The sequence below is a fragment of the Mesorhizobium sp. C268A genome (genome assembly GCF_040324475.1).
Taxonomy (GTDB): domain Bacteria; phylum Pseudomonadota; class Alphaproteobacteria; order Rhizobiales; family Rhizobiaceae; genus Mesorhizobium.
In genome coordinates, this window is record NZ_JAMYVX010000001.1 from 4,108,491 (window position 1) to 4,121,854 (window position 13,364).

Annotated in this window: 14 protein-coding genes and 1 tRNA gene; 7 read left to right on the forward strand and 8 right to left on the reverse strand. The window is 62.5% G+C overall.

From position 1 onward, the window contains the following. The first annotated feature begins 1 nt into the window (after window position 1). Both NKL06_RS20050 and NKL06_RS20055 read left to right on the forward strand, forming a co-directional pair. A complete protein-coding gene (locus NKL06_RS20050; RefSeq protein WP_023696401.1) occupies window positions 2-442 on the forward strand; it encodes a TadE/TadG family type IV pilus assembly protein in 441 nt (146 codons plus the stop codon). Continuing rightward, entirely contained in the window at window positions 432-842 is a 411-nt protein-coding gene (locus tag NKL06_RS20055; protein ID WP_023708223.1) for a TadE/TadG family type IV pilus assembly protein, read from the forward strand. Before NKL06_RS20050 ends, NKL06_RS20055 begins: the two co-directional genes overlap by 11 nt. Before the next feature lie 278 nt (window positions 843-1,120). Here NKL06_RS20055 and NKL06_RS20060 read toward each other — a convergent pair. After that, window positions 1,121-1,197 (reverse strand) — tRNA-Arg (locus NKL06_RS20060). Between the two features lie 108 nt (window positions 1,198-1,305). Further along, window positions 1,306-2,469 (reverse strand): M20 aminoacylase family protein, encoded by a 1,164-nt coding sequence (locus tag NKL06_RS20065; protein ID WP_023694058.1) that lies wholly within the window; start codon window positions 2,467-2,469, stop codon window positions 1,306-1,308. Window positions 2,470-2,702: 233 nt separating this feature from the next. On the opposite strand from NKL06_RS20065, the gene NKL06_RS20070 reads away from it, so the two are divergent. Both NKL06_RS20070 and NKL06_RS20075 read left to right on the forward strand, forming a co-directional pair. Continuing rightward, a complete protein-coding gene (locus NKL06_RS20070; protein ID WP_023694057.1) occupies window positions 2,703-3,881 on the forward strand; it encodes a D-alanyl-D-alanine carboxypeptidase family protein in 1,179 nt (392 codons plus the stop codon). Between the two features lie 3 nt (window positions 3,882-3,884). After that, window positions 3,885-4,988, forward strand: a complete 1,104-nt coding sequence (locus tag NKL06_RS20075; RefSeq protein ID WP_023694056.1) for a CobW family GTP-binding protein — start codon at window positions 3,885-3,887, stop codon at window positions 4,986-4,988. 12 nt (window positions 4,989-5,000) lie between these two features. Here NKL06_RS20075 and NKL06_RS20080 read toward each other — a convergent pair whose 3' ends face one another. The 5 genes from NKL06_RS20080 to NKL06_RS20100 all read right to left on the reverse strand — a co-directional run bounded on the left by NKL06_RS20080 (window position 5,001) and on the right by NKL06_RS20100 (window position 8,966). Continuing rightward, window positions 5,001-5,249, reverse strand: coding sequence for a sulfurtransferase TusA family protein (locus NKL06_RS20080; RefSeq protein ID WP_027050749.1), 249 nt, complete (start codon window positions 5,247-5,249; stop codon window positions 5,001-5,003). A gap of 60 nt (window positions 5,250-5,309) precedes the next feature. Continuing rightward, window positions 5,310-6,605, reverse strand: coding sequence for a L,D-transpeptidase family protein (locus NKL06_RS20085; protein ID WP_023694055.1), 1,296 nt, complete (start codon window positions 6,603-6,605; stop codon window positions 5,310-5,312). Window positions 6,606-6,842: 237 nt separating this feature from the next. Then, window positions 6,843-7,793: an acetyl-CoA carboxylase carboxyltransferase subunit alpha gene (locus NKL06_RS20090; protein ID WP_023670665.1), complete on the reverse strand. Its 951-nt coding sequence runs from the start codon at window positions 7,791-7,793 to the stop codon at window positions 6,843-6,845. A gap of 88 nt (window positions 7,794-7,881) precedes the next feature. Beyond that, window positions 7,882-8,793, reverse strand: coding sequence for a site-specific tyrosine recombinase XerD (locus NKL06_RS20095; RefSeq protein ID WP_286439652.1), 912 nt, complete (start codon window positions 8,791-8,793; stop codon window positions 7,882-7,884). A gap of 20 nt (window positions 8,794-8,813) precedes the next feature. Further along, window positions 8,814-8,966 (reverse strand): hypothetical protein, encoded by a 153-nt coding sequence (locus tag NKL06_RS20100; RefSeq protein WP_023670666.1) that lies wholly within the window; start codon window positions 8,964-8,966, stop codon window positions 8,814-8,816. A gap of 171 nt (window positions 8,967-9,137) precedes the next feature. On the opposite strand from NKL06_RS20100, the gene NKL06_RS20105 reads away from it, so the two are divergent. Genes NKL06_RS20105 through NKL06_RS20115 form a run of 3 tightly spaced genes read left to right on the forward strand, consistent with a single transcriptional unit; the run spans window position 9,138 to window position 11,772 of the window. Then, on the forward strand, window positions 9,138-9,749 hold the full coding sequence (locus tag NKL06_RS20105; protein WP_023670667.1) for a shikimate kinase: 612 nt from the start codon (window positions 9,138-9,140) through the stop codon (window positions 9,747-9,749). Next, the gene (gene aroB / locus NKL06_RS20110) at window positions 9,746-10,879 is read left to right on the forward strand and encodes a 3-dehydroquinate synthase (RefSeq protein ID WP_023694054.1); all 1,134 of its coding nucleotides are present in this window, start codon (window positions 9,746-9,748) and stop codon (window positions 10,877-10,879) included. The genes NKL06_RS20105 and aroB overlap by 4 nt, the downstream gene beginning before the upstream one ends. After that, complete coding sequence (locus NKL06_RS20115; RefSeq protein ID WP_023670669.1) at window positions 10,876-11,772, forward strand: HlyC/CorC family transporter; 897 nt, start codon at window positions 10,876-10,878, stop codon at window positions 11,770-11,772. The genes aroB and NKL06_RS20115 overlap by 4 nt, the downstream gene beginning before the upstream one ends. 41 nt (window positions 11,773-11,813) lie before the next feature. On the opposite strand, the gene NKL06_RS20120 is transcribed toward NKL06_RS20115, so the two are convergent. Further along, window positions 11,814-13,364, reverse strand: coding sequence for a SpoVR family protein (locus NKL06_RS20120; protein ID WP_023685369.1), 1,551 nt, complete (start codon window positions 13,362-13,364; stop codon window positions 11,814-11,816).

Genomic DNA, 13,364 nt, shown 5'->3' on the forward strand with positions numbered 1-13,364 from the left:
GATGGGTGGGCGGACCTTGCGCATTGTCCTGGACAAATCCGGGATAGCTGCCGTCGAGTTTTCCATGTTGCTGCCCATCCTGTGCCTCGTCTGCCTCGGCATCGCCGACGGCTGGTCCTACGTAACGAGTTACCTGCAGATGCGCGCGGGCGTCAAAACCGCGGCCAATCTCGTAATGGCCGGCGCGTCCAATGACACCGGAACGCAGGCGGTCGCGCTTTCGAGCTGGAACGACAAGCCCGAGGACGCCGCGGTCGTACTGGTCCGCTCCTATTTGTGCGGCGCCACGGTCGTGGATGCGACCACCATTTGCGGCGGAACGAAGCTGCCGACCGTCTTCGTCCAGATAACGGCGACGGGCACCTGGGTGCCCCCGTTTAACTTCGGTGTCTTCCCGGACCCGCGCGCGATCAGTCATCAGCAGGTGATCCGTGTCCGCTGAAAGGATCGGATCCAGGTGGCGCCGTGACTGCTCCGGCGCAGCCGGGCTGGAATTCGCCTTGATCGCGCCTTTCCTGGTGATGCTTTTGTTCGGAATCTTCGCCTTCGGCTGGGCCATGAATGCCGTGTCGACCGTCCGCTATACACTGGAAACCTCTTCCCGGGCGCTGCAGCTGAACAACACGCTTTCGCAGAGCGACATCCAGGCCATCGCCACGCAGAAATTGGTGAACCTGGGTCTGAAGAACGTCATTGTGACGATCGCGACCGACCCTGCCAGCGGCGGTTTCAAGATGGCGCATCTGACCGCCAGCTATGCCTTCGTCATCGCTTTCCCGTATTTCGACCAGTATCCGATAAATTACGCCACGACCGTCACGGTGCCCCTGGTTGCCAGCTAGGATACGGCCGGCTTCGTTGAGTTGGCGGCGCCGAACTCAGACCGTAACGGATCGACTGGGAACCATCGCTCGATCTGGAATTGTACTTGCAAGAGGTCGATTCTCTTCGCGGCTGTAGATGCTTAAAGCTCGCTCCTGAGACCTCAGGGATGGACTTTTTCTATGGAACTAAAGTCAGGCTGCTTGCTTGGTCGCGTCCGTGAAAATCACCGAAAACCAGTCCATCAGTGCTGCAACATGCCGACAGGCTATCTCAGTCACCAAGCCTTTGATCTTGCTGGTGATCCCGACAGGAATCGAACCTGTGACCTACAGATTAGGAATCTGCCGCTCTATCCTACTGAGCTACGGGACCACGCGGCCAGACACATAGCCGCTTCCGATCGTTTCGCCAAGAGGCTCGCCCCGAAGGCAATGAAGAGGCCGGCCGAAGGCTAATCGGCCGGCCTTTCGTCGGGGCAGGTCAGGCTGCGAGCGCCGTTTCGGCCAGTTTTACCCAGTAGCTCATGCCGTGCGGGATGACTTCGTCGTTGAAGTCGTAGGCCGGATGGTGGAGGCCGGCGGTCTCGCCATTGCCGATGAAGATGAAGGCGCCAGGTCGGGCTTCCAGCATGTAGGAGAAGTCTTCGCCGCCCATCACCGGCTGGATGGCGCGGTGGACCTGGGTGTCGCCGGCGACATTTGCCGCGACATCGCCGGCAAAGACCGTTTCTTCCGGATGATTGAAGGTCACGGGATAGTTGGCGTCATAGTCGACGGTGATCGTCGCGCCGAAGGCGGTGGCTATTCCTTCGCAGATGGTGCGGATGCGCTCTTCCGATTTCTTGGCGATCTCTTTCTTCAGTGTGCGCACCGTGCCGGCAATCTCGGCGGTCTCGGGAATGACGTTGTAGGCGTCGCCGGCGTGGAACTTCGTCACCGAAACCACCACCGCCTCGACCGGATCGGTGCTGCGCGAAGCGACCGTCTGAAGGGCGCCGACCAACTGGCTGGTGATGACGATCGGGTCGATCGTGCCGTGCGGCATCGCCGCATGGCCGCCGCGGCCCTTCACGGTGATGGTGAACTCGGCGGTCGCCGCCATGATCGGACCCGGCCGGATGGCGAACTGGCCCACCGGCAGGCCCGGCATGTTGTGCATGCCAAAGACGCGCGAAATGTCGAAACGCTCCATCATGCCGTCCTTGACCATCTCGTTGCCGCCGCCGCCGCCCTCTTCCGCCGGCTGGAAGATGACCGCGACCAAGCCGGCGAAATTGCGCGTTTCGGTCAGATATTTGGCGGCGCCCAAAAGCATCGCCGTATGGCCGTCATGGCCGCAGGCATGCATTTTGCCGGGGATGGTCGAGGCATAGGGCTTGCCGGTGATCTCGTTGATCGGCAGCGCGTCCATGTCAGCGCGCAAGCCGATGGTCGCGCCTTGCCCCTTGCGGCCATGGATGATGCCGACGACGCCGGTCTTGCCGAGGCCCGTCACCACGTCGTCGCAGCCGAATTCCTTCAGCTTCTCGGTGACGAAGGCGGCGGTCTTGAAGACATCGAAATTCAGTTCTGGCGTCTGGTGCAGATGGCGTCGCCAGCCGGCAACTTCATCCTGCATCTCGGCGGCGCGGTTGAGAATCGGCATAATGGTTCCATCTCGCTGTTGGAGCAGACGATCTGGCCTGCTTGATTGCAATTGTGATTGCCATGCTTGTTGCCATCTTGGCACTTTGCCATCTTGGCGTCACATAGGGTAAATAGCACCCCAGACAATGTGATCCGGAAATTGAGGGCCGGATCAGGTCATGCTGGCCATCGCGTAACGAAATCTTACGGAGCCAGGGGCGACTACGGCAAGAGGCGATTTCGGATTCCATGATGCGGCACAGCCATATCCTCAAATTACTGCTAACGGGCGGCTTGGCGCTACCCATGCTGGCTGGGCCAGCTTTGGCCAATCCGGTGATCCTGTTCGACCTCAACAGCGGCAAGGTTCTGCAGCACCAGGACGCATTCAAGCGCTGGTATCCCGCTTCGCTGAGCAAGCTGATGACCGCCTATGTCACCTTCCGGGCGATTGCCGCCGGCGAGGTCCAGCTCGATTCACCGATCAAGGTGACCAAGCATTCGGCGGGCGAACCGCCGAGCAAGATGGGCTTCAAGCCGGGCTCGGTGATGCGGCTCGACAATGCGTTGAAGATGATGCTGGTCAAATCGGCCAACGATATCGCCATGGCCATCGGCGAAAACATAGGCGGCTCGCAGGCCGGATTCGCCGTTCGCATGAATGCGGAGGCGGCGCGGCTAGGCATGACCGGAACGCATTTCGTCAATCCGAACGGACTGTTTTCGCCGGAGCAGTATACGACGGCGCGCGATCTTGCCCTGCTGGTGATGGCGATCCGCAAGGAATTCCCGCAATACGCCCCCTGGTTCTCGATCGAAGGCCTTGCCGTCGGCAAGAAGGCGATCTCCAACTACAATCTCTTGATCGGGCGCTATCCCGGCGCCGACGGCATGAAAACCGGGTTCGTCTGTCCCTCGGGCTTCAACATGATCGGCTCGGCGACACGCAATGGCCGCACGCTGGTCGCGGTCGTGCTCGGCGAAAAATCGGCGATCAGCCGTGCCGAGACCGCCGCCAGGCTGCTCGACCAGGGCTTTGCCACGCCCGACCCGAACTGGCTCACGGTCGCGGCCATGCCTTCCTATGGCGATACAATGTCACCCAACGACATGCATGATGAGATCTGCAGGAAGAAGGCGCCGCACGAGCAGTCCGAGGCGGCTCCGCCGGTGGCCGCGAAGGGTGCCGACGTGCCGAAATCGCCCTATCAGGAAAAGCTCGACCACGTGCCGACGCTGGTTGCCGTCGGCCTCGGCGGCGCCACCGGGCCGGCGCCGAAGGCGATGCTCGACCAGGGCGGCCAGGAATACGCCGATGTGCCGCTGCCGAGCTGGCGGCCAGACATTCCGGCGCCAAAGGGCGCCGAACCGGCCGTGGTGGGCCAGGCAACCGCAGTGCAGGGCGACCAGCTGGTCAAAGCCGCGAACTAGGCGATGGCTGGCTTTCCGATACCCGTCACGGTGGTCACCGGCTTCCTCGGCGCCGGCAAGACGACATTGCTCAACCGGCTGCTCAAAGATCCGGCACTGGTCGACACGGCCGTCATCATCAACGAATTCGGTGAGGTGGCGATCGACCACCTTCTGGTCGAGCAGGCCTCGGACGGCATCATCCAGCTGTCCGACGGGTGTCTATGCTGCACGGTGCGCGGCGAACTGGTCGACACGCTGGCTGACCTCGTCGACCGGCTGCAGACGGGCCGTATCGCCCGCCTCGCCCGCGTCGTCGTCGAAACCACCGGGCTCGCCGATCCGGCGCCGGTGCTGCAGTCGATCATGGCGCATCCCGCCCTTGTGCAGGCCTTCCGACTTGATGGCGTCATCACGCTGGTCGACGCGGTCAACGGCAATGCGACGCTCGACGGCCATGTCGAGGCGGTCAAGCAGGTGGCGGTCGCCGATCGCATCGTGCTGACCAAGGTCGATCTGGCCAGCGATCCCGGCGACGTCGATGCTTTGCGAACGCGACTCCATCAGCTCAATCCAGGCGCCGTGGTGCTGGGCGCCGGCGACGGCCGAACCGGCGTCACGGCGCTGTTCGATTGCGGCCTCTACAATCCGGCGACCAAATCCGCCGATGTCCGGCGCTGGCTCGGCGAAGAAGCCGCCCATGAACACCACCATCATCATGATCATGACCACGGCGAGCATGAGCACCACCACCGCCACGATTCCCGCGTGCGCTCCTACTCGCTGGTCCATGACGGCCCGGTGCCGTTTTCGGCGATCGAGATGTTCCTCGACCTGCTGCGTTCTGCGCATGGCGACAAGCTTTTGCGGATGAAGGGCGTCATCGAGCTTGCGGAGGACCCGTCGCGGCCGCTTGTCGTCCACGGGGTGCAGAAGATCCTGCATCCGCCGGCGCGGCTGCTGGCCTGGCCGGACGGCCAACGCGGCACCAGGCTGGTGCTGATCACGCTCGATATGCCGGAAGATTATGTGCGCCGGCTGTTTTCCGCCTTCACCAACCGGCCGTCGATCGACACGCCGGATCGCGCGGCGCTGGAGAGCAATCCGCTGGCGATAGCCGGGGGCTGATTGTCAGGCTCGCTATGCGCCGCGTTCGACCAGGAAGCGGTGGCCGCCGCTGACGGCTGATGTTTCAACAAGCTGGTGGCCAGCGTCGGCGCAAAAGGCGGGGATGTCGATGACCGCCAGCGGGTCGGTGGTCTCCAGCCAAAGCCGGCTGCCCGGCTGCATTGCCGCCAGGCGTTTTTTCGCCTTGAGAACGGGCAGGGGGCAGTTCAGGCCCTTGAGGTCATAGATCGCGGTGTGATTTGTTTGTTTGTCTTCATGCATGTCTTTGTCCCAAAACCGCTGCGCACTTTTGGGCGACATGCATCGGCAAGGCGAAAAACCTCAGCCGCCGAACATGCCTAGCAGCTTGTTCTTGATCTTCGACATCCGGCTTTCGTCCGCCGGCGGTTCTGCAGGCACCGCCTCGACGCTCGCAGTGGCGACCGGCTGCTGGGGGGCCTGCTTGGCTGCTTCCTTTTCGGCCAGCGCTTGGGCCTTTGCGGCTTGCTTTTCAGCCAGTGCCTGGGCCTTGGCGGCTTTCGCAGCCTCGATGGCAGCAACCCGCTGTTCCTCGGCCTTGCGCTTGGCTTCCTTCTCTGCGTCCAGCGCCGCCATCTTGCGGCCGGCGGGCGAATCGATGCGGCCCATGCGCGCCGTCTCGGTCAGCGTGCCGTCGGAATTCAGCGACGGCGGTTCGATCGGCACGCGCTCGCCCCGGGCGCGGCGCTTCGACCATTCGGAAACGATGGCGGCTTCCTTGATGCCGGCAATGGTCGGCTTGGGCGCCGGCACGCTGGCTTTGACCGCGCCGGTGAAGGCCGCGTCATAGCTGCTTTGATAGGCGTTGAGTGCGCTCTTCAGCGAATCCGGCTGCGTGGTCGCCGGGCAGGCGCCGGTCGGATCGAATGTCGTGCCCTCGGGCGCCACCTGGTTGAAGACATAGCGCTTGTCGCAGACATCGACTTTCGGCGGCACCTTGGTGATCTCGAAATTGTCGTAACCGACCTTCAGCATCTTCCAGAACTCATAGTTCGGGTCGTTGCGGTAACGCGCCATGTTGGCGGCGGTCATGCGGAATGGGAAGGCCTGGATCTGGAACTCGGTCTGGCCGCCCTGGAAGGCATCGCGACCAAAAGCGTAGATCTGCTCGATCTGCGGATCGGTCATCGAATAACAGCCCGACGACGAGCAGGCGCCGTGCACCATCAGATTGGCGCCGGTGCGGCCATTGGCACGGTCATAGGCGTTGGGATAGCCGATGTTGAAGGACAGGTGATAGTTCGAGCGCGGATTCATCTGCGACGGGCGGACCGTATAGAAACCTTCCGGCGCCTGGCGGTCGCCCTCGGTGTATTTCGGGCCGAGCTTGCCCGACCATTTGCAGATGTCGTAGCTGGCGACCATCTCGTAGCGGCCGGTGGTCTTGGCCTTCCAGATTTCGAGCTTGCCTTCTTCCTTGAAGATGCGAGCCATCACCGACGAGGTGCGGATCATGCCCTTGGCCTTCATGTCGGCCAGGATCTTGTCCGGCAGCGGCTTGCTGGCTTCCGGCGCAAAATTCTTCATCGAGGAATCGTTGCAGCCGGCAACGCCAAGCGCGGCGATCAGAAGTGCGGTCCGGGCAAGCTTGGTAAACATGGATACGGCTATGTCTTTTTCTCGCGTCACGGGCCGGATAGCGACCGGTCCGGTATGCTGAACACTGACGGACACCCTAAGCCCGTTAACCTTGAAAATTCCTTACCGCAAGCGTCGGACGGCGTCCCCCACGGCAATTCGCCCGGTGTCACGGATTTTTTATTGAGCCGAATGCGGCGGCATTTTTATGGCGAAATTGCTCCTTGACGCCACATTGCGGTGCGTTGCCCGCCGAAATCAGAGGCTGCGGCCCATCGCCAGGTATTTTTCGCGGCGCTGCTCGCGAAAATCGGTGTTGGCGCCGGCAAATTCCTTCATCGTCTTGGCAATGAGGTCGCCGGTGGCGGCGATCACCGTTTCGGGCGCGCGCTGGGCGCCGCCGAGCGGCTCGGCAATGATGGCGTCGATGATCTTCATTTCCAGAAGGTCCTGGGCGGTGATCTTCATGTTGGTCGCCGCATCCTTCGAGCGCGTGGTGTCGCGCCACAGGATCGAGGCAGCGCCTTCCGGCGAGATCACCGAATAGATGGCGTGTTCCAGCATGTAGACGCGGTTGGCGGTGGCGATCGCAATGGCGCCGCCCGAACCGCCTTCGCCGATGACGACCGAAATCGATGGCACTTTGAGGCCGAGGCAGGCCGAGGTTGAACGGGCGATGGCTTCAGCCTGGCCGCGTTCCTCGGCGCCAACGCCGGGGTAGGCGCCGGCGGTGTCGACCAGCGTCAGAAGTGGAATCTGGAAGCGGTCGGCAAGTTCCATCAGCCGCACGGCCTTACGGTAGCCTTCAGGGCGCACCGAGCCGAAATTGTGCTTGAGCCGGCTCGCCGTGTCGGAGCCCTTTTCCTGGCCGATGACGGCCACCGGTTCGCCGCGGAATCGGGCGAAGCCGCCGATGATCGCCTGGTCCTCGCCGAAATTGCGGTCGCCGGCGAGCGGCGTGAAATCGCTGAACAGACCCTTGATGTAGTCGAGGCAATGCGGCCTGTCGGTGTGGCGCGCGACCTGCACCTTCTGCCACGGCGTCAGCGCCTTGTAGATGTCGCGCAGCGCGTCGCGCACGCGCTTCTCGAGCCGGCTGATTTCGTCGCCGACATCGACCGCCTCGCCATTCTCGGCAAGCTTCTTCAGCTCGAGGATCTTGAGTTCAAGGTCCTGCACCGGCTTTTCGAAATCGAGGTAATTGTACATTCTTGAGCGGACCGATGCGTCGGAAGGCAAACATCGCGCAGATGTAGGCTCCGCGCGGGCACGTTGCCCTCACATAGCGATATGAGGCCTAGTCGGCAAGCGGATGATGATCGTTGACCAGCCGCACCAACCGCTCTTCCAGCACATGCGTGTAAATCTGCGTGGTCGAGATATCGGCGTGGCCGAGCAGCTGCTGCACCGCCCTGAGATCGGCGCCGTTCTGCAGGAGATGGCTGGCGAAAGCATGGCGCAGCACATGCGGCGAAATTTTCGCCGCCGATATGCCGGCCCGCGCGGCAAGGCCTTTGAGGTCGCGGGCAAAGACCTGCCGGGAGAGAAAGCCGCTGTCGCCGGCGGCCGGGAACAGAAACGGGCTGTCGGCGAAAGCCGGCACCGACGCCCGGGCCGTGAGCCATGCCCGCATCGCCATGCGGGCCTTGGCCGACAGCGGCACCATGCGCTCCTTGTCGCCCTTGCCGCGCACCATGAAGAAGCGGTCGTCGCGCTGCGCGACGGTCACCGGCAGGCCGACAAGTTCGGAGACGCGCAGGCCGGTGGCATAGAGCACCTCGACCAAAGCGTGCAGGCGCAGTGCCGCCACCCGGTCACCATTGACGCCATCGCCTGTCTCAAGCGCCGCACGGTCGAGCAGCCGACCGGTATCGGCCTCGCTCATCGTCTTGGGCAGCGGCCGGCCCTTTTTCGGACTGTCCAGCGTGCCGGTCGGGTCGTCGCCGCGCAAGCCCTCGGCGTAGAGAAACTTGAAGAACTGGCGGATCGCCGACAGTTTGCGCGCCTGCGACGTCGACGCAAAGCCGCGCGCCGCGATATCGTCGAGATAGGCGCGGATGTCGGCTGCGGCGGCAGCGGCAAGCCCGCCGGCAATCTGCTGCGAAGCGTCTTCGAGATCACGGCGGTAGGAAGACAGCGTGTTTGCAGCGGCACCGCGTTCGGCGCTCATCATCTCGAGAAAGGCTTCGATGCGAGCCGCGCTGTTCATGTTCCAGGGGTCAGTTTGGGTCAGTTTTTCTTGGGGTTCAGCTTTTCCGGTGGGATGCGCACGGTGATTTCGGCTTTTTTCGGCTCGACGAACATCGCCAGCGCCACCATCGTACCATAGGCAATGCCGGCAAGAATCATCATCGTCACGACAAAGCGGAACAGTGTCGGCATCAATCTTCGCCCGTCTTCTTGCTCTGCGATTCCAAGCCCGTGTCCTTATGGGACGCTAATTCCGTCAATTCAAGGACGAAGGGCTCTGCGTGCGAAAGGCGCTATGCTTGACGCAAACGGGCTTTTGATGTCGATACGCCGGTAAAGACGGCTTAGAAACAGCATGGTCTCATGAACGCGTTACCAGCAAATCCTCCCGGCGATAGCCATGCCGCGCTGCTCGACAGGCTGGGCAGCCGCTCGATCGTCTTTGTCGGCCTGATGGGCGCCGGCAAGACGGCGATCGGCCGCAAGGTGGCGACGATGCTGTCGCTGCCCTTCGTCGACAGCGACCAGGAGATCGAAACCGTGTCGCGCATGACGGTGCCGGAACTGTTCGAACGCTATGGCGAGACCGAATTCCGGGCATTGGAGCAGCGCGTCATCCTGCGCGTGCTGGAGAGTGGGCCGCAGGTGCTGTCGACCGGCGGCGGCGCGTTCATGAATGCGCAGACGCGGGAAGCGATCGCCGGGCATGGCGTGTCGGTGTGGCTGAAGGCCGAGATCGACCTGTTGATGGAACGCGTGTCCAAGAAGCAGAACCGGCCGTTGCTCAAAAGCGCCGATCCGCGCGCCGTGCTCGAGCGACTGATGGGCGAGCGCTACCCGGTCTATGCCACGTCCAACATCACCGTGCCGACACGCGACGACCGCAAGGAGGTCATTGCGACGGAGGTTGTCGACGCGCTGTGCGGGCATTTCGGCATTCCGGCTCCGACTGCGCCAGGCGAGGTGCGGCTGTGAGCGAACCGGTCACTGTCGAGGTCGGCCTTGGCGAGCGTGCCTATGACATCCTGATCGGCCCTGGCCTTTTGGCGCGCGCCGGCGCCGAGATTTCGCGCCGCCTGCCCGGCACGAGGGCGGCGGTGGTCACCGACGACAATGTCGCGGCGGCACATCTCGACGCGCTGAAGGCCGGTCTGGAAACAGGCGGCATCCAGCCTGCCGTCATCACTTTGCCGGCCGGCGAAAAGACCAAGAGCTTTGCCCATCTCGAAGAGGTGGTCGACGGCGTGCTCGCCGCCAAGCTGGAGCGCGGCGATGTCGTCATTGCGCTCGGCGGTGGCGTCATCGGCGACCTGACCGGCTTTGCCGCCGGCATCGTGCGCCGCGGCATGAATTTCGTCCAGATTCCAACCTCGCTGCTGGCGCAGGTCGATTCCTCGGTCGGTGGGAAGACCGGCATCAACAGCCCGCGCGGCAAGAATCTGGTCGGCGTCTTCCATCAGCCGAAGCTGGTGCTGGCCGACACCGAAGTGCTCGACACGCTGCCGATCCGCGAATTTCGCGCCGGCTATGCCGAGCTTGCCAAATACGGGTTGATCGACCGACCGGCGTTTTTCGCCTGGCTGGAAGCGAACTGGGAAAAGGTGTTCGCCGGTGGTGCGGAACGGGCGGAGGCGATTGCCGAGGCCTGCCGCGCCAAAGCCGATGTCGTCGCCCGCGACGAGTTCGAAACCGGCGACCGCGCACTGCTCAATCTTGGCCACACGTTCGGCCATGCGCTGGAAGGCGCCACACAGTATGATGGCGCTCGCCTCGTCCATGGCGAAGGCGTCGCCATCGGCATGGCGCTGGCGCACCGCTTTTCCGCAAGGCTCAATCTGGCCAGCCCGGACGACGCGGCGCGCGTGGAGGCGCATCTTCGCGCCGTCGGTCTACCCTGGCGGATGGCCGACATCCCTGGTGAGTTGCCCGATGCCGAGGCGCTGCTTGGCTTCATCACCCAGGACAAGAAAGTGTCGCGCGGCGCGCTGACCTTCATCCTGACGCGCGGCGTTGGCCAGGCTTTTATTGCCAAGGATGTACCGGCGTCGGAAGTGCTTTCGTTCCTCAGGGAGAACCACCCGGGCCAGGAAAGCCGGCAGCGATGATCAACGAGCCCGGCTGGACCGTCGTCGCCGTCCTTGCCATCCTCATCCTGCTGGTCCTGGCCGTGCGCACGCGCCTGCTTGCCATGTTCGGCTATGAGCTGTCGCGCATCGAGCCGCAGCGCTCGACACAGGACGAGTTGCGCGGCGCGGTCGACGATTTCCGCCGCGACGGCCAGATGGTGCGTGAGGACCGCGACCGCGTCGGCGGGCTGTTCGATCTCGCCGAGCTCGAAGTCTCCGACATCATGGTCCACCGCACCAATATGCGCTCGGTCAATGCCGACAATGGGCCGGAAGCGGTGGTGCGCGAGATCCTGCAAAGCCCGCACACCCGCATGCCGTTGTGGAAAGGCTCTCTCGACAACATTGTCGGCGTGCTGCACGCCAAGGACCTGCTGCGAGCGCTGAACGAGGTCGGCAACGACTTTTCCCGGATCGACGTGATGAAGATCGCTTCGAAGCCTTGGTTCGTGCCCGACACCACGACGCTGCAGGAACAGCTCAACGCCTTCCTGCGCGCCAAGGCGCATTTCGCTATCGTCGTCGACGAATATGGCGAGGTCGAAGGGCTGGTGACGCTGGAGGACATTATCGAGGAGATCGTTGGCGAGATCGCCGACGAGCACGATGTAGACATTCAGGGCGTGAAGCAGGAGGCGGACGGTTCCGTGGTCGTCGACGGCACCGTGCCGATCCGCGATCTCAACCGGGCGCTCGACTGGAACCTGCCTGACGAGGAAGCGACCACCATTGCCGGCCTGGTCATCCACGAGACGCAGTCGATCCCCGAGGAAAAGCAGGCTTTCACCTTCCACGGCAAGCGCTTCGTGGTGATGAAGCGCGACAAAAACCGGATCGCCAGAATCAGGATCAGGCCGGCGGGCGAATCTTAAAGGTACCGAGCAGGCCCGCCACATGACGCTCTTTGCCGAGCTTATGCCGCGATCTGGCTCGTAGACCGTTCGTGGATGGTCGCACCGGTTTGAGCGTCAACTGCGACCAGGCTGACCTCGTAGCCCCAGAGGCTGCGGACATGGCGCAGCGTCGCGTCACGGCTGGCCCCTTCGAGCACAACACCATCCTTTACCCTGTGTTGCAGTCGCAACTGCCGGTCGCCGAGCAGGTCGACATCAATCACCTGGATGTCCGGCCGATTCGCTCCAAGGTCGTAACCGTGGGCTAGCTCGGCCCGTATCTTGTGATAGCCACGTTCGTTGTGGATCGAGGCGACTTCGAAATGCGGTTGGTCGGCTCCATCGCCAAGCACGAAGAACCGCCATTTTCGGATCAAGCTCGGGCTGAGGTACTGGCGGATAAAGGATTCGTCGCGGTGGTTGGCCCAGGCCTCAAGCAGGACCTCGCGCCAGTTGCCATGTCCTGCAATGTCCGGGAACCAGTCGCGGTCCTCCGCCGTCGGCTCGGTCGAAATGCGCTGTATGTCCTGCATCATGTCGAGGCCGAGGGCATAGGGATTGATGCCTGAAAACCGGGGATCGTCAAAGGCCGGCTGGAAGATCACGTTCGAATGGTTGCGCAGGATTTCGAGCATGGCACCTTCGCCGATCCGGCCGCGATCGAATAGCATGTTCATGAGCGTATAATGCACGAAGGTGGCGCAGCCTTCATTCATGACTTGAGTCTGTCGCTGCGGGTAGAAATATTGCGCGATGACGCGGACGATCCTGATGATCTCGCGCTGCCAGGGTTCCAGGATCAGGCTGTTCTTCTCGAGGAAATAAAGGAGGTTTTCCTCGGGAAGGTTGAGCGATCTCTTGCGCTCCGCCATCCCTTGATCCTCATTGCCGGACTTGTTTTTGTTCTGCGACGGCGGCAGCGTGCGCCACAGATCGTTGTAGGAGCGCTCTTCGTATTCGAGGCGCTCGCGAAGCCCTTCGCGCTGTCGCTCCGACGAGAGCTTTGGCGGCCGGTGGTAGCGGAACACCCCTTGTTCCATCAGCGCATGGGCGGAATCGAGAATAGCCTCCACTGCTGCAAGGCCGTGCCGCTCCTCGCACCGGGCGATGTAGCCCTTGGCGAAGTCCAGATAACCCAGGATTGCCCCGGCGTCGGTCCATTGCTGAAACAGATGATTGTTCTTGAAGAAATGATTGTGGCCAAGCGCCGCGTGGGCCGTCACAAGGGCCTGCAAGGCCATGGTGTTTTCCTCCATGAGGTAGACGATGCAGGGATTGGAGTTGATGACCAGTTCATAGGCCAGCCCCCGACCACCCTTACGGTAAAGAAGCTCCTGGTGAAGGAAATGTTTGCCGAACGACCAATGCCGATACATCAGTGGCATGCCGATAGATGAGTAGGCGTCGAGCATTTGCTGGGAGGAGATTATCTCCATCTGGACCGGGTAAGTATCGAGATGCAACTCGTCGACCGCGATCGCCTCGATCTCTTCAAAAGCCCGCGATAATTTCTCGAAATTCCAGTCGGAACCGGAAAACAACAAATTCGTTTCGTTGGCTCGCCTGACCAT